Origin of the sequence: Azospirillum sp. TSO22-1 (assembly GCF_003116015.1) — a bacterium.
Classification (GTDB): domain Bacteria; phylum Pseudomonadota; class Alphaproteobacteria; order Azospirillales; family Azospirillaceae; genus Azospirillum.
This window is the reverse complement of sequence record NZ_LGQZ01000135.1, coordinates 1-15,161: the sequence shown is the minus strand read 5'-3', so window position 1 is coordinate 15,161 and position 15,161 is coordinate 1. Positions and strand designations below refer to the sequence as shown.

14 protein-coding genes are annotated in these 15,161 nt (G+C 72.0%); 6 read left to right on the top strand and 8 right to left on the bottom strand.

Translation table 11 applies throughout. The annotated features are described in order from the left end of the window. Positions 1–121: 121 nt before the first annotated feature. The 3 genes from TSO221_RS29130 to TSO221_RS29120 all read right to left on the bottom strand — a co-directional run bounded on the left by TSO221_RS29130 (position 122) and on the right by TSO221_RS29120 (position 2,381). Positions 122–1,126, bottom strand: coding sequence for a TAXI family TRAP transporter solute-binding subunit (locus TSO221_RS29130; protein WP_247878316.1), 1,005 nt, complete (start codon positions 1,124–1,126; stop codon positions 122–124). 182 nt (positions 1,127–1,308) lie between these two features. Next, positions 1,309–1,872, bottom strand: a complete 564-nt coding sequence (locus tag TSO221_RS29125) for a HupE/UreJ family protein (protein ID WP_109122026.1) — start codon at positions 1,870–1,872, stop codon at positions 1,309–1,311. A 59-nt stretch (positions 1,873–1,931) separates the two neighbouring features. Next, the gene (locus TSO221_RS29120; protein ID WP_109122012.1) at positions 1,932–2,381 is read right to left on the bottom strand and encodes a hypothetical protein; all 450 of its coding nucleotides are present in this window, start codon (positions 2,379–2,381) and stop codon (positions 1,932–1,934) included. A 147-nt stretch (positions 2,382–2,528) separates the two neighbouring features. Between TSO221_RS29120 and TSO221_RS29115 the strand changes: the two genes are divergently transcribed. Continuing rightward, entirely contained in the window at positions 2,529–4,160 is a 1,632-nt protein-coding gene (locus TSO221_RS29115) for a DNA polymerase Y family protein (protein ID WP_158284243.1), read from the top strand. Beyond that, positions 4,160–7,384: an error-prone DNA polymerase gene (locus tag TSO221_RS29110; RefSeq protein ID WP_109122010.1), complete on the top strand. Its 3,225-nt coding sequence runs from the start codon at positions 4,160–4,162 to the stop codon at positions 7,382–7,384. The genes TSO221_RS29115 and TSO221_RS29110 overlap by 1 nt, the downstream gene beginning before the upstream one ends. A gap of 3 nt (positions 7,385–7,387) precedes the next feature. On the opposite strand, the gene TSO221_RS29105 is transcribed toward TSO221_RS29110, so the two are convergent. Continuing rightward, entirely contained in the window at positions 7,388–7,882 is a 495-nt protein-coding gene (locus TSO221_RS29105; protein WP_109122009.1) for a DUF2165 domain-containing protein, read from the bottom strand. Next, positions 7,879–8,451, bottom strand: a complete 573-nt coding sequence (locus TSO221_RS29100; protein WP_109122008.1) for a protein-tyrosine-phosphatase — start codon at positions 8,449–8,451, stop codon at positions 7,879–7,881. The genes TSO221_RS29105 and TSO221_RS29100 overlap by 4 nt, the downstream gene beginning before the upstream one ends. Before the next feature lie 162 nt (positions 8,452–8,613). Here TSO221_RS29100 and TSO221_RS29095 point away from each other — a divergent pair, with 162 nt between their 5' ends. After that, a complete protein-coding gene (locus TSO221_RS29095) occupies positions 8,614–9,684 on the top strand; it encodes a saccharopine dehydrogenase NADP-binding domain-containing protein (protein ID WP_109122007.1) in 1,071 nt (356 codons plus the stop codon). Positions 9,685–9,886: 202 nt separating this feature from the next. Further along, positions 9,887–11,560 (top strand): HD domain-containing phosphohydrolase, encoded by a 1,674-nt coding sequence (locus tag TSO221_RS29090; protein WP_109122006.1) that lies wholly within the window; start codon positions 9,887–9,889, stop codon positions 11,558–11,560. 10 nt (positions 11,561–11,570) lie between these two features. Here the strand turns inward: TSO221_RS29090 and TSO221_RS29085 are convergent, their stop codons facing one another. After that, positions 11,571–12,260 carry a tRNA-uridine aminocarboxypropyltransferase gene (locus TSO221_RS29085; RefSeq protein ID WP_109122005.1) on the bottom strand — a complete coding sequence of 230 codons (690 nt, stop codon included), beginning with the start codon at positions 12,258–12,260 and terminating at the stop codon, positions 11,571–11,573. Between the two features lie 279 nt (positions 12,261–12,539). On the opposite strand from TSO221_RS29085, the gene TSO221_RS35710 reads away from it, so the two are divergent. Further along, positions 12,540–12,707 (top strand): hypothetical protein, encoded by a 168-nt coding sequence (locus tag TSO221_RS35710; RefSeq protein ID WP_158284242.1) that lies wholly within the window; start codon positions 12,540–12,542, stop codon positions 12,705–12,707. Here TSO221_RS35710 and TSO221_RS29080 read toward each other — a convergent pair. Beyond that, on the bottom strand, positions 12,704–13,147 hold the full coding sequence (locus TSO221_RS29080; RefSeq protein ID WP_109122004.1) for a globin domain-containing protein: 444 nt from the start codon (positions 13,145–13,147) through the stop codon (positions 12,704–12,706). The two genes, TSO221_RS35710 and TSO221_RS29080, sit on opposite strands and share 4 nt — an antisense overlap. Before the next feature lie 193 nt (positions 13,148–13,340). Here TSO221_RS29080 and TSO221_RS29075 point away from each other — a divergent pair, with 193 nt between their 5' ends. Next, positions 13,341–14,189: a pirin family protein gene (locus TSO221_RS29075; RefSeq protein WP_109122003.1), complete on the top strand. Its 849-nt coding sequence runs from the start codon at positions 13,341–13,343 to the stop codon at positions 14,187–14,189. A 41-nt stretch (positions 14,190–14,230) separates the two neighbouring features. Here TSO221_RS29075 and TSO221_RS29070 read toward each other — a convergent pair whose 3' ends face one another. Beyond that, positions 14,231–15,121, bottom strand: a complete 891-nt coding sequence (locus TSO221_RS29070; RefSeq protein ID WP_109122002.1) for a diguanylate cyclase — start codon at positions 15,119–15,121, stop codon at positions 14,231–14,233. Between the last annotated feature and the right edge of the window lie 40 nt (positions 15,122–15,161).

Below are 15,161 nucleotides of genomic sequence, written 5' to 3'. Positions count from 1 at the left end.
CCTCCCCCGGCCCCGCCGGGGGAGGGTCAGGGTGGGGGCAACGGCTGTCCCGAGAGGCCGTAGCCCCCACCCTCCCGCTGCGCGGGTCCCTCCCTCCCCCGCCGGGGGCGAGGGAGGGTGTTTATGGTTTGGACTCGGCGCCGGCTTCCTTGGCGGCGTCGCCGACCAGACCGGCCTCGCGGTAGTAGCGCTCGGCGCCGGGGTGCAGCGGCACGGCGACGGCGGCCACCGCGTGGGCGCGGTCGATGCTGCGCCCCTTCGGGTGGCCGTCGGCGAGCAGGCGGCGGGTGTTCTCGTGCCACAGCGCGCGGGTGACGGTGTAGATCCGCTCCTCGCTGGCCTCGGCGCGCACCAGCAGCTCGGCGCCGACGCTCAGCGTGGTGACCGCCGGCACGCCGGGGTAGGTGTCGGCGGGAAGCACCGTCTCGCCGAAGAAGCGGTGCGTCCCGCGCAGCCGCTCGGCCACCGGGCCGTCGATGGGCAGCAGGCGCACCGGCAGCCGCCCGGCCACGTCGGCGACCGCCGACACCGGCGCGCCGCCGACGATGGAGAAAGCGTCCACCTCGCCGCGCGCCAGCCGGTCGGCGGCGGTGCCGGGCTTCAGGTAGCGCGGCTGCAGGTCCTCCTCGGACAGGCCGTAGGCCTCCAGCACCAAGCGCACGTCGACCAGCGTGCCGGAGCCCTCCTCGCCGACCGACACCACCTTGTTCTTCAGGTCGGGGACGGCCTGGATGCCGCCGTCGGCGCGCACGGCGATGTGCAGCGCCTCGGCGAAGAGCGTGCCGATGGTGCGCAGCTCGCCGAACGGCGGCTTGCCGGCGTAGCTGCCGGTGCCGGTGTAGGCCCAGTAGGCGACGTCGGCCTGCGCCATGCCGGCCTCGACGTTGCCGGCGCGCAGCAGATCGACGTTCTCCACCGAGCCGAGGGTCGCCTGCGCCACCGCGATCAGCCCCGGCACGCCGCAGCTGCCGCCCTTGTCGCAGGGGCGCGAGCCCGGCGGGTTGGAGATGGCGTTGGCGATCAGCCCGCCGATGGGAAAGTAGGTGCCGCCGGTGGTGCCGGTGGCGATGCGGAAGTAGCTGAGGTCCTGCGCTTTCAGGCCCCCGGCCCACGGTATCAGGGCCATCCCCGCCATGCCCGCCAGCACCCGGCGCCGCGATGCTTCGCGATCGAACAATCGGCGGAACGGATGTGCGGTTGCGCGCTGCACCGGAGGGATCCTCGCTTAGGCAGTCGGGTTCGGGCGTCGTGCTGGGAAACTGGTGTAAAAGAATACCTGCAACGCGCTTTTTTCAAGGCGTGGCCGGCCTAAAGAACGCCCAGCAGGTCGAGAACGCCGGCGAGTGCTACCGCACCGCCACACATCTGCATGGCGCGCGGCGATGCCGCCTGCCCCAGCACCGCCACCAGCCCGACCCCGGCCGAGGTGAGCAGCAGCACCGACGCCGCGAAGCCCGCCCAGAACAGCGGCGGCCCGGCCTGGACATAGCCGTGGAACACCGCCGCCGCGGCCACGGCGAGGATCGCCACCACCAGCGGCGCCCGCAGCCCCATCGCGACCAGGGCGCCCAACAGCACCAGCGAGGCGGCCAGCCCTTCTCCGGCGAAGGGCAGCCGCACGCCGAAGCGCGCCGCCATCCCGGCGGCCAGCGCCGCGGTGAGCGCCGCGGCCGGCAGCTGCCACACCGCCGGGCCGCCGCTCTGCCCGGCCCACAACCCGATGGCCAGCAGTCCCAGCAGGTGCGCCAGCACGCCGGCCGGCCCGAGCAGGCCCTGCCCGAACGCCCCGCCGGTCAGCACGGTGCGCGCCTCGGCCGGCAGCGCCGCCAGCAGAACCATGATTGCGGCCACGGCCGCGAGTCGCCCGCTCATCTCCATTCCCCGGCCCATTCCCCCGACGGCATCCCCGTTCCGCCGGTATAGCCGAGGCGTCAGCGCCGCATCAATTCCTGCCGGTCCAGTTCCAGCTGCTGGTTCATGATCTCGCGCTGGCGCCAGGGCTCGGGCGTCATCGGGGTGGGGAAGTTGTTCAGGCGGTCGAGGTCGGAGCGCGCCTGATCGCGCTTGAGGTCGGAGACCGCGCGGTCGGTGGACGTGCCCGGCTGCGGCGTCACCGGCACCCCGCTGTAGAGGCCGGCGGGCGGCGGGCTGGAACTGCCGCGGCGGCGCGGCGGCGGAGTCTCCGGGCGTTGGGCGGGAGCTGTCGGCTCCGCGCGCTCGGCGCTGCGGGCGGAGCCGCTGCCGCCGGGGACATAGGTCTGGGTTTGGACGGCCTTGGGGATCTCCCCGCGGGCCAGTCCCGGCGTCTCGTCCCGCACCTCGGTGCCCGCGCAGGCGGCGAGCCCGAGCACCAGGACGGCCGTGGTCGCGGTGCGTTTCATGACAACAATGTCGTCCCCCGGACCGCCCGGAACAAGCGCCCCCTTTCGAGGCACGTCCACGGCAAGGCCGACGCTTCGGACTCCACAAGGCACCATTTCCGATTCTATGATGTTCTTGATTTGTTCGAATTGGAGATGGGGGACGGCATGGCGCGGCGCATCCTGTCGCTCTGGCTTCCGCGGTTCGCCACCGACGCCTGGACGCGGCGGCGGCCGGAAACGGCGGCGCGGCCGCTCGCCGCGGTGGCGGCGGAGCGCGGGCGCCTGATCGTCATCGCCACCAACCGCGCCGCCGAGCGCGCCGGGGTGCTGCCCGGCGTCACGCTGGCCGACGCCCGCGCGGTGGAGCCGGGCCTGACCTCCTTCGACGCCGACCCGGCGGCGGACGCCGCGCTGCTCGACCGCCTCGCCGGCTGGGCGCTGCGCTGGACGCCGTGGACGGCGGCGGACGGCGACGGGCTGATGCTGGACGTCACCGGCTGCGCCCACCTGTTCGGCGGCGAGTCGGAACTGGCGCGGGACGTGGTGGAGCGGCTGGGACGCGCGGGGTTCGAGTTGCGGGTGGCGATCGCGGACACGCCGGCGGCGGCGTGGGCGGTGGCGCGGTATGCGCTCACTTGCCCCCACCCCCTACCCCTCCCCCGCTGCGCAGGAGAGGGGGGAATGCCCTCCCCTGCGCAGCGGGGGAGGGAGGGGACCCGCGCCGAAGGGCGCGGGGAGGGTGGGGGCACGTGCGTTCACATCATCCCCCCACACGCCCAGCGCCACGCCCTCGATCCACTCCCCATGGCGGCGCTGCGCCTGCCGTCCGACACCGTCGCCGCCCTGGACGCCGTCGGCCTGCGCCGGATCGGCGACCTGCACGGCGTGCCGCGCGCCACGCTGGCCGCGCGCTTCGGGGCGGAGCCGATGCGCCGGCTCGACCAGGCGCTCGGCCAACTGGACGAACCGGTGTCGCCGCACCGTCCGGTCGTCCCGCACAGCGCGCGCCTCGCCTTCGCCGAGCCGATCAGCACCCCCGACGACCTCGCCTGCGCCGTCCGCCACCTGCTGGACACGCTGTGCGCCAGGCTGGAGCGCAGCCAGGAGGGCGCGCGCCGGCTGGAGCTGGAGGCCCACCGCATCGACCGCCGCCCGGAGGATGCGCCGCAGACGCTCATCATCGGCACCGGCCGCCCGGTGCGCGCTCCCGCCGCGCTGATGCGCCTGTTCGCCGAAAAGCTGGAGCGCATCGAACCGGGACTTGGCATCGAGGTGATGACACTCGCCGCCCCGGTGGTCGGTCCTCTGGGCGCCATCCAGACCGGACTGGACGGCGGAGGCGACGACTCCGGCCTCGGCGACCTGGTGGACCGGCTGGGCAACCGGCTGGGGCCGCGCAGCGTGCTGCGTCTGGTGCCGCGCGCCAGTTGGCTGCCGGAGCGCGCGGTGACCGGGTGCCCGGCGCTGGGCGTTCCGGCCAACCAGTCCATGCCGCTGCTGTGGCCGGCCGACCGGCCGCGCCCGGTGCGCCTGCTCGCCCCGCCCGAACCCATCGAGGCGGTCGCCCCGGTGCCCGACGACCCGCCGCGGATGTTCCGCTGGCGCGGCGTCGCCCACCGCGTGCGCCGCGCCGACGGGCCGGAACGCCTCGAATCGGAATGGTGGCGCAAGCACGGCGACCCGCGCGACTACTACCGCGTCGAGGATTCCGAGGGGCGACGCTTCTGGCTGTTCCGCCAAGGGCTGTATCGGCCGGACACGGCGGCGCGCTGGTTCCTGCACGGGTTCTTCGGGTGATGATCCGCTACGCCGAACTGCAGGTGACGACCAACTTCACCTTCCTGGAAGGCGCGTCGCACGCCGACGAGCTGGTGCGGACGGCCGCGGCGCTCGGCCACGCCGCCGTCGCCGTCACCGACCGCAACACGCTGGCCGGCGTGGTGCGCACCCACGTCGCCGCCGACGAGCACGCGCTGCGCCTCGTGGTCGGCTGCCGGCTCGACCTCACCGACGCCGCCAGCCTGCTCGCCTTTCCGACCGACCGGGCCGCCTACGGCCGGCTCTCGCGCCTGCTGACGCTGGGCAAGCGGCGGGCGCCGAAAGGCGCGTGCTTCCTCGGCCGCGACGACGTGCTGGAGCATGCGCGGGGGATGCGCTTCGTCCTGCTGCCGCCGGACGGCCGCAACGACGCCGGCTTCGCGGCGGAGCTGGAGCGCTGGCGCCTCGACTTAGGCGCCAGCCTCTACCTCGCCGCCAGCCACCGCTACCGCGGCGACGACGCCAAGCGGCTGGCCTGGCTGAAGGAGATCGCGGCGCGGGCGCGCGTGCCGCTGCTGGCGACCAACGACGTGCTGTACCATGCGCCCGCCCGCCGGCCGTTGGCCGACGTGCTGACCTGCATCCGCACGCACACCACCATCGACGGCGCCGGCTGGCGGCTGGCGGCCAACGCCGAGCGCCACCTGAAGGCGCCGCAGGAGATGGCCCGCCTGTTCCGCCAGGCGCCCGAGGCGGTGGAGCGCACGCTGGAGATCGTCGAGGCCTGCAGCTTCTCGCTGGGCGACCTGCGCTACGAATACCCGGACGAGATCGCCGAGGACGGCCGGCCGCCGCAGGAGCGGCTGGTCGAACTGACCTGGAAAGGCGCTGCGGAACGCTACGGGGACGGCGTGCCGGACACGGTCGCGGCATCGCTGGAGCGTGAGCTGGCCCTGGTCGGAGAACTCGCCTACGCGCCGTACTTCCTGACGGTGCACGACATCGTCGGCTTCGCGCGCTCCCGGGGCATCCTCCATCAGGGGCGCGGGTCCGCCGCCAACTCGGCCATCTGCTACTGCCTCGGCATCACCGAGGTGGATCCCGTCAACGGTTATCTGCTGTTCGAGCGTTTCATCTCGGCCGACCGCAAGGAGCCGCCGGACATCGACGTCGACTTCGAGCACGAGCGCCGCGAGGAGGTCATCCAGTACATCTACCGGAAATACGGCCGCGAGCGCGCCGGGCTGACCGCCACGGTGATCCGCTACCGCGCCCGCTCGGCGCTGCGCGAGGTCGGCAAGGCGATGGGGCTGTCGGCCGATCTGGTCGGGCGGCTGACCGGCTCGGTCTGGGGGTGGAGCGAAGACGGCGTGGACGCCGAGCGCGCCCGCCGCTACGGCCTCGACCCGGACGACCGGCGCCTGACCCTGGCCATGGAGCTGGCGCAGGAACTGATCGGCTTCCCGCGCCACCTGTCGCAGCACGTCGGCGGCTTCGTCATCACCCGCAGCCCGCTGACCGAGCTGACCCCGGTCCTCAACGCCGCCATGGAGGACCGCACCACCATCGAGTGGGACAAGGACGACATCGACGCCCTGCGGATCCTCAAGGTCGACGTGCTGGGGCTGGGCATGCTGAGCTGCCTGCGCCGCTCCTTCGACCTGCTGGAGGAGCACTACGGCCGCACGCTGTCCATCCCCACCCTGCCGCCGGAGGACCCGGCGGTCTACGACATGCTGTGCGCCGCCGACGCCATCGGCGTGTTCCAGGTGGAGAGCCGGGCGCAGATGTCGATGCTGCCGCGTCTCAGGCCGCGGGAGTTCTACGACCTGGTGATCGAGGTCGCCATCGTCCGCCCCGGGCCGATCCAGGGCAACATGGTGCACCCCTACCTGCGCCGCCGCCAGGGCAAGGAACCGGTCACGTTCCCCTCGCCGGAACTGGAGGCGATCCTCAAGCGCACCTGCGGCGTGCCGCTGTTCCAGGAGCAGGCGATGAACATCGCCATCACCGCCGCCGGCTTCTCCCCGGCCGAGGCGGACAAGCTGCGCCGCTCCATGGCCGCCTTCCGGCGCACCGGCCGGGTGACGGAGTTCCGCGACAAGTTCGTCGCCGGCATGCTGGCGAACAACTACACCGCGGAGTTCGCCGAACGCTGCTTCCGGCAGATCGAGGGCTTCGGCGAGTACGGCTTCCCCGAGAGCCACGCGGCGAGCTTCGCCAACCTGGTCTACGCCTCGGCCTGGGTGAAGCGCTGGTACCCGGACGTGTTCGCCTGCGCGCTGCTGAACAGCCAGCCCATGGGCTTCTACGCCCCGGCGCAGATCGTCCGCGACGCGCAGGAGCACGGCGTCACCGTGCTGCCGCCGGACGTGAACCTGTCGGAGTGGGACTGCACGCTGGAAGAAAAAAGCCCTCCCCCGCCTCCGGCGGGGGAGGGTTGGGTGGGGGCAGCGGCCTGCCGGGACAGCCGTAGCCCCCACCCTCCCGCTTCGCGGGTCCCTCCCTCCCCCTGCGGGGCAGGGGGAGGGCGTTTTTGCCTGCGCCTCGGCCTGCGCCAGATCAAAGGACTCGACGAGAAGGACGCCCAAGTCCTCACCGACCGGCGCGGCGCCGGCTACCGCGACCCGCACGACGTCTGGCGCCGCGCCGGCATGCCGGTCGTCACATTGGAACGCTTGGCCAAGGCGGACGCGTTCCGCTCCCTGGGGCTCGACCGGCGGGCGGCGCTGTGGGCGGTGAAGGCGCTGGGCGCGCATCCGCTGCCGCTGTTCGCGGCGCTCGACGGCCCGGCGCAGGCGGAGCCGGACGTCGCGCTGCCCGGCATGGCCATGGGCGAGCACGTGGTGATGGACTACACCAGCCTCAGCCTGTCGCTGAAGATGCACCCGCTGGCGCTGCTGCGCGATGGCCTGACCGGAATCGCCCCGGCCGGGCGGCTGAAGGACGCCCGCCCCGGCGTGCGGCTGACGGTGGCCGGGCTGGTGCTGGTGCGCCAGCGGCCGGGCAGCGCCCAGGGCATCATCTTCGTCACGCTGGAGGACGAGACCGGCGTCGCCAACCTCGTGGTCATGCCGGACACCTTCGAGCGCTTCCGCAAGGAGGTGATGACCAGCCGCCTGCTCGCCGCCACCGGCCGGGTCGAGCGCGAGGAGTCGGTCGTCCACGTCAAGGTCGACCGCCTGACCGACCTCACCCATCGCCTCGCCGAGCTGACCGCCGCCCCGCCGCAGGTGTTTCCGAAGGGGCGGAACTTCCACTGAGGCCTACGCCCGCTCCCGCTCCGCCGCGCACAGGTGCAGCAGCGCGATGCCGATGAAGGTCAGGAAGATCGCCGCCGAACGCTGGCCGTTCCAGGTCTGCGACTGCCACATGGCGAACCACTCGCCGCCGACGCCGATGAAGCCGGCGGCGTAGAGCAGGAAACCGGCGGTCAGCCCGGCGATGCCCGCGCGCTTCTCGCGCTCGAAGATCTCCCCCTCGAAGCCGCGCACCCGCCACAGCCGCCAGACGCCCCACCAGCACAGCGCAGCCGTCATGATCTGCCAGGCGATGATCAGGGCGTAGGCGGCGTGGTGCAGGGCCGGCGCCTCGATGGCGCGCCACATCAGCGCCGGGCTGCGGAACGTCGTGTCCATCGCCAGCACGTGCTGCACGAAGGCGAAGTTGGAGCCGTAGTCGGTGACGTTCCCCAGCGCCACCAGCGTGAAGAACAGCGCCACCGCGGCCAGCAGCAGGATGCGCGAGGCCCGCGCGCTCATAGGTCTTCGACCTCGCGGCCGCGGTTGTTCTCGCGCATGTAGGTGACCATGTCCGGGTTGCGCAGGCCGTAGTCGCGGTGGCGCGCCCGCACGGCGGCGACCAGCTCGCCACCCCGGCCCAGCGCCTCGTCGGCGAACTCGATCATGCGCAGGTTGGGCCAGGCCTTGGCGCGGATGCCGACGATCGCGGCCATCGCGTCGGCGGCCGGCCGGTCCGGCCGGGCCTGGGCCAGGATCATGGTCAGCGCCGCGGTCGAGCGCGAGATCCCCATGTGGCAGTGCACCAGCAGGTGCCGGCACGCCTCCGGCTCCGCCATCAGGTCGCGGCCCAGCGCCAGGATCGCGTCTACGTGTTCGCGCAGCGGCGGGGACTGGCCGGACAGCTCCTCGATGATGTCGTGGAAGCGCAGCTCCAGCCGCTCGTGCTCGCCGTAGCCGCCGAAGACCTCCAGCCCCGGATGCTCCGGGTCGAGGATGGACAGCACGTGGCTGACCCCGACCTCGCTGTGCCCGGGCAGCTCCTCGATCCCGCAGACGGTGAGGGTGAAGGGAACGAAGGAACGCGGCATGGGACGGGAACTCCGGCAGTGGGGGCGATGGGTGGTGGTGCGTCTTTCGGGAAATAGGGCGCTTGCGAGGGCAGCCCATCCCCGCCCGCCGGTCAAGCCTGGAAATCGCCCCCGCCCCTCCCCACGGTCAAGGCAGCGATGTTTCCGGGGAGGGGGTTTGCCATGACCCAGGTCCTGCTGCTCGGCGCCGGCAAGATCGGCAGCATGATCTGCCACCTGCTGCACGCCACCGGCGAGTACACGGTCACCGTCGCCGACCGCGACGAGGCCTGCCTGCGCTGGATCGCCAAGGACGAGGCGGCGCGCCGCACCCTCGACGTCGCCGACGCGGATGCGCTGCGCGCCGCGCTGACCGGGCACGACGTGGTGATCTCCGCCCTGCCCTACTACCTCAACGCCGCCGTCGCCGAGGCGGCGCGCGACGCGCACGTTCACTACTTCGACCTGACCGAGGACGTGGCGACCACCCGGCGCGTGCGCGCCATCGCCAAGAACGCCGCCACCGCCTTCGTGCCGCAGTGCGGGCTGGCGCCGGGCTTCGTCTCCATCGTCGCCTACGACCTCGCCAAGCGGTTCAACGCGCTGCGCGACGTCTTCATGCGCGTCGGCGCGCTGCCGATCTACCCGACCAACGCGCTCAAATACAACCTGACCTGGAGCACCGACGGCCTGATCAACGAGTACTGCAACCTGTGCGAGGCGATCCACGACGGCGAGACGCGCGAGGTGCTGCCGCTGGAGGGGTTGGAGCGCTTCTCGCTGGACGGCATCGAGTACGAGGCGTTCAACACGTCCGGCGGGCTGGGCACGCTGTGCGACACGCTGGCCGGCAAGGTGGAGTGCCTGAACTACAAGACCGTGCGCTACCCCGGCCACCGCGAGCACGTGAAGTTCCTGACCCAGGAGCTGCGCCTGTCCGGCCGGCGCGACCTGCTGAAGGACGTGCTGGAGACCGCGGTGCCGGTGACCAAGCAGGACGTGGTGCTGGTGTTCGTCACCGTGAACGGCATCCAGGACGGCCGGCTGACCCAGGAGACCTTCGCCAAGAAGGTCTACAACGCCACCGTCGGCGGCAAGCTGTGGAGCGCCATCCAAATCACCACGGCAGCCGGGGTATGCACCATGGTCGATCTGCTGCGGGCCGGCAAATTGCCGCAGCACGGCTTCGTCCGGCAGGAAGACGCCGACCTCAAGGACTTCCTGGCCAACCGCTTCGGCCGGCATTACGCCTGAGCGTACGGCGCGGAATTTGTGCGGGGAGCCTCGGTCGACAACCGCTTCTTGCTGCACCTGCGACCCTGCTGCGCGGCGCGTGAGCCAATTTGACCGCTTACGCGTCGCGGCTCTTTGCGTGTAACCTTTTGTCCATGGCGCCGTCCGGACGGTCCGTCCGGGCGCTCCGCCTCCCGCCCGCCATGGACGCTCCAAGGCTGACATGCACGCTGCCATCCAGGCGCTCACCGACACGCTCGCCTTCCGCTTCGACGCGACGGCGAGCCATTCGCACAGCCAGCGCGGGCTGCGCCGCGGCGTCGTCGGGCTGGCCGTCGGGTTCCTGCTGCTGCTGAACAGCGCGCTGGTCTTCGACCTGATCAACGACTACCACAGCTCGCTGGGCGCCGCCGCGCGCACCACCATGAACGTCGCGCGCACCATGGAGCAGCACGCCGCGCGCGCCTTCGCCACCACCGACCAGACGTTGAGCGGCGTCGCCGACGTGCTGAAGGCCACCAGCGCCGCCATCGACCCGCGCCCCTCGATCGTCGACGAGTTCCTGGAGCGGCGCTACACCATGCCGCCGCACGTGCTGGCCATCGTCATCCTGGACCCCCAGGGCAAGGTGGCGCACGCCAGCGACCTGATGGCGCGCACGCCGATGAGCCTCGCCGACCGCGACTATTTCATGCGGGCGCGGGACTCGGCCGACTCCGCCATCCACGTCGGCGTGCCGGTGGTCAGCCGCATCAGCAACCGCCCGGTGATCCCGGTCGCCCGCCGCATCCCCACGGCGGACGGCAGCTTTGCCGGGGTGCTGGTGGCCTACCTCGACCTCAATCATTTCCAGCGCTTCTACCAGGACCTGGACGCCGGCTTCGCCGGCACCATCGCGCTGCTGCGCGCCGACGGCACGCTGCTGATCACCGGCCCCTACGGCGTCGCCGCGCCCGGCACCTCGCTGGCCGAGCACGCGGTGTTCCGCAAGCACCTGCAGAGGGCGTCGAGCGCCACCGTGGAGGGCGCCAGCGGCTTCGGCGGGCAGGAATGGATCGCCAGCTACCGCGCCGTCGGCGACCTGCCGCTGGTGGTGGTCGCCGGGGTGGACCGGCAGGCGGTGCTGTCCGGCTGGCACGACGGGCTGAGCCTGCGCGTCGTGCTGGGCGTGGTGATCTCGCTGGTGGTGGTGTTCTTCGCGGTCCAGCTGGTGCGCAAGATCGACAACCTGGACACCACCAACCGCCGGCTGGAGGAGGAGTCCGGCCGCCGCTCGGAGGCCGAGGAAGCGCGCGCCGACGCGCTGCGGCGGCTGAAGAACACGCTGGCGCAGAGCGTCGAGGCGCTGGCCCACACGGTGGAGAAGCGCGATCCCTACACCGCCGGCCACCAGACGCGCGTCGCCCAGCTGTCCGTGCTGATCGCCCGCGAGCTGGGCCTGGCCGACGAGCGGGTGGACAACATCCGCCTGGGCGCCCTGATGCACGACATCGGCAAGGTCGGCATCCCGGCGGAGCTGCTGACCAAGCCCGGCCGGCTGTCGAAGGAGGAGTTCGAGCTGATCAAGACGCACAGCAAGATCGGCCACGACATCGTCCGCAACATCGACTTCGACCCGGCGGTCGCCCGCATCGTCGCCGAGCATCACGAGCGCTTCGACGGCACCGGCTATCCCAATGGCCTGAAGGGCGAGCACATCGCGCTGGAGGCGCGCATCGTCGCCGTCGCCGACGTGGTCGAGGCGATCACCTCGCACCGCCCGTACCGCCCGGCGCTCGGGCTGGAGACGGCGGTGAACGAGATCCGCAAGCACCGCGGCAGCGCCCTCGACCCCGCGGTGGTGGACGCCTGCCTGCGCACGCTGGAGCGCGACCCGGCGGTGATCGGGACGCCCTGAGCGGCGCCCGTCACTCCTCCGCCGGTTCCTCCACCGGCGGCTCCGCCGTCTTCGCCAGCACCGGCCGCGGCCGGGGCGCGCGCATCTTCTTCAGCAGCAGCGCGAAGGGCTTGAGCACCCGGTCGAACATCTCCGGCTGGCCTTCCAGACGCGACACCACGAAGGCCGCGGCCTCCAGCGTCGACACGCTCTCGCGCCGCGGCTCGCGGCGGGCCTGCCCGTACAGCGACTTGAAGCGCGGGTGCAGCACGATGCGCCGGCACTTCAGCAGCCACGCGTTGCGCCACCACAGGCTCTTGGCCTGGCTCCAGGTGCCGTCCAGCAGGATGACGCCCTCCAGCCCGTCGAGGATCGCCGCGCTGTCGGGCAGCGGCGCGCCGTTCTTGTCGACGGCGGCGATCTCCTCCGACGCGGCGGCGGCGCCCTGCTTGGCGGCGCCCAGGTACAGCACGCCCCAGCGCTTGTAGTCCACCTCGCGCCCGACGATCTTCCTGAGGTTCGGCCAGCTGAGGCCGACCCGCACCACCACGTTCCTGAACTGCAGGCCGGCGATCGGCGCCGTGCCGAGGATCTCCCGCTTCTCCTGCGGGTGCTCGAGGATGACGACCTGGATCCGGTTGTCCACCGGGTCCACCGCCTCGCAGACGCACAGGTGCTCGGGCTTCAGGCAGGTGGCGCAATTTTGGGCAGCTTGGTGCATGTCGGTCTCGAAAACGGGAACGCGGTGTCGGGAAACCCGGAATTGGGAACGCCCCAGGCGCCCCGCGCGACTATGGGCCGGCGCGCGCGCGAATGGAACAACAGACCGAGGGCCGGGCGTTGCACCGGGGCAGACCCGCCGTTCCTGCGGGAGCTTGACCGGAGTCAAAGTTGGGTCCGGTTCTTGCAGGATAGGGTTCAGGCACACACACGGTACGGGCCCGGAGCGGTCGAACGACCGTCCGAGCACCCCGGCCGGAGCTCGAAAAGGGAGCCTGCCATGATGGACGCTTACCTCTCCGCCCGTGAACTGGAGCGCATGAAGGCCGAGCGCTCGGCAGAATTTGCCCGGCAACTGCCGCTCTACGCGGAAGAAATTGCCTACCTGCGCGACCCGGAGAGCGGCGAGGCGCCGCGCGCCGAGCCCGACTGGACCACCAACTATTAATCCGCAGCCGCGGATCCGGCCGGGGCCAGCGGCGCGCACGCGCCGTCGCCGCGCATCATCCGCGCCACCATGCCGTACAGCGCCAGCCACGCCCCGCGCACGTCCGGGGTGAATTCGGGCCCCAGGTTGGTCTCCAGCGTCGACAGCAGCGCCTCGCCGACCGTGGCGTAATGCTCGTCCCGCACGCCGTAGCCGCGATGGCGCTCCCCCATCGCCCTCAGCGATCCCTCCAGCGCCGCCGGGTTGGACAGGTGCCGCACCGCCGAGGCGAGCGTCGCCACCAGCTTTTCCGCCTGCGGGTGGACGTCCTCGCCGAACAGCGCCCGCAGGTCGGGGTCGAGCGCGAACAGCCGCTCGTAGAACTGCAGCCCCACCCGCGCGTTGAGCATCGCCACCTTGCAGAAGCTGCGGCGAACCGTTTCCATGTCGTCGGGTGACATGGCCCTCCCCCTGAGACGAACGCTTGGTTGCGACGTTTGTTGATCAAGCAATCGGATGGCGGCAAGCCCCGTCGCGAGTGCGCCGCGCACTGTTGCGGTTTCCGAAACACGCTTGTCCCGCCCACACCCCTACCGCGCCGGCCGATCAACGATCATATGGCGGACAGCGTTCCCCGCAGCCCGGAGTCCCGTCATGAGCACTGCACAGCCCCTCCCCGCCGTCCGCCCGGTCCTGGGCGTCCTCGAGGGCATGGAGACCTCCGACGGCGCGGGCGTGCGCATGACGCGGCTGATCGGCACGCCGCGGCTGCGCATGCTCGACCCGTTCCTGATGCTGGACTTCTTCGGCTCGGACGATCCCGGCTCCTACATCGCCGGCTTCCCGGAGCACCCGCACCGCGGCTTCGAGACGGTGACCTACATGCTGGCCGGCCGCATGCGCCACGCCGACAACCACGGCCACGAGGGCGTCATCGAGACCGGCGGCGTGCAGTGGATGACCGCCGGCCGCGGCATCCTGCATTCCGAGATGCCGGAGCAGACCGAAGGCCTGATGAAGGGCTTCCAGCTCTGGATCAACCTGCCGGCCGCCAAGAAGATGACCGAGCCCGGCTACCAGGAGTTCAACGCCGCCAAGATCCCGGTCGAGCGGCGCGACGGCGGCGCCGCGGTGGCGGTGATCGCCGGCGCCACGGCGCAGGGCACCGCCGGCCCGGTCCGCGCCGAAGCCACCGACGCGCGCTATTTCGACGTGACGCTGGCCCCCGGCGGCCGCTTCGCCGAACCGCTGCCGGCCGACCACACCGCCGTGCTGGTGGTCTACGAAGGCGGGCTGGCCGCGCCCGAGGCGGGTGCGGTGCGCGTCGTGGTGCTCGGCGAGGGGGAGCGCGTCGAGGCGGCGGCCGGGCCGCAGGGCGCGCGCTTCCTGCTGATCGCCGGCCGCCCGCTGAACGAGCCGGTCGCCTGGGGCGGCCCCTTCGTGATGAACACCCGCGAGGAGGTGATGCAGGCCTTCCGCGACTTCGAGGAGGGGCGGTTCTGAGAGGCGCCATAAGCCCCTCCCCCGCGAGGGGGGAGGGGCTTTTATCCCGCCTTCGCCACCGGCATGTCGACGCCGTAGCGGACGACCCGGTTGCGGCCGCTGTTCTTGGCCTGGTAGAGCGCGCGGTCGGCCTGGACGATCACCTCGTCCACCGGGGTTTCCAGCCGCGCCTCGACCAGCCCGAAGGAGGCGGTCACCGCGACCTCCCGCCCGTCCGGCAGCGGCACCGGCGAGCGCTGGAGGTCGATGCGCAGCCGCTCGATCACGTGGAAGCCCTCGTCCAGCGAGGTCTCCTTCAGGCAGATCAGGAACTCCTCGCCGCCCATGCGGAAGGCTTCGTCGAAGCTGCGGATGCCGCGGCTGATGACGGCGGCGGTGGAGGCCAGCACGCGGTCGCCGATGTCGTGGCCGTAGGTGTCGTTGATGCCCTTGAACTTGTCGATGTCGCACAGCGCCAGGCAGAAGGGCTGACCGGCGCGGCGGAAGCGGTTCATCTCGCGGTCCAGCGCCTCCTGCATGCCGCGGCGCGAGCGCAGGCCGGTCAGCGGGTCCAGGCCCGAGGCGGCGGCGCCGAAGGCGCGCTCGACCCGGCGCAACTGCATCACGAACTCGTTGAAGCGGCCGATCACCGAATCGTAGTCGCTCTCGCTCGGCAGGTCGCCGGTGGCGGCCTGCAACAGCACCAGCTTGGCGTGGCGGTGCATCTGCTCGTGCAGGTGGACCAGCTTCTCGACCGCCGGCTGGTGGGCGAGATCGTCCTTCTTGGCGGCGACGCACCACGCGGCGAAGGAGGCCGGCGCCGACACCCGGTCGCCGCCCTGTCCCTGGTGGAAGAAGGCGGCGCGGTGCCACTGGCCGATCCAGCGCAAATGCTCGTCCAGCACGACGCCGAGGCCCTCGGCGGGGGAGAGCGTTTCGTTCGGTTCGGTCATGAGCCTCCCGGCAGCCAGGACAGGCGGGGTGTGGTCGCCC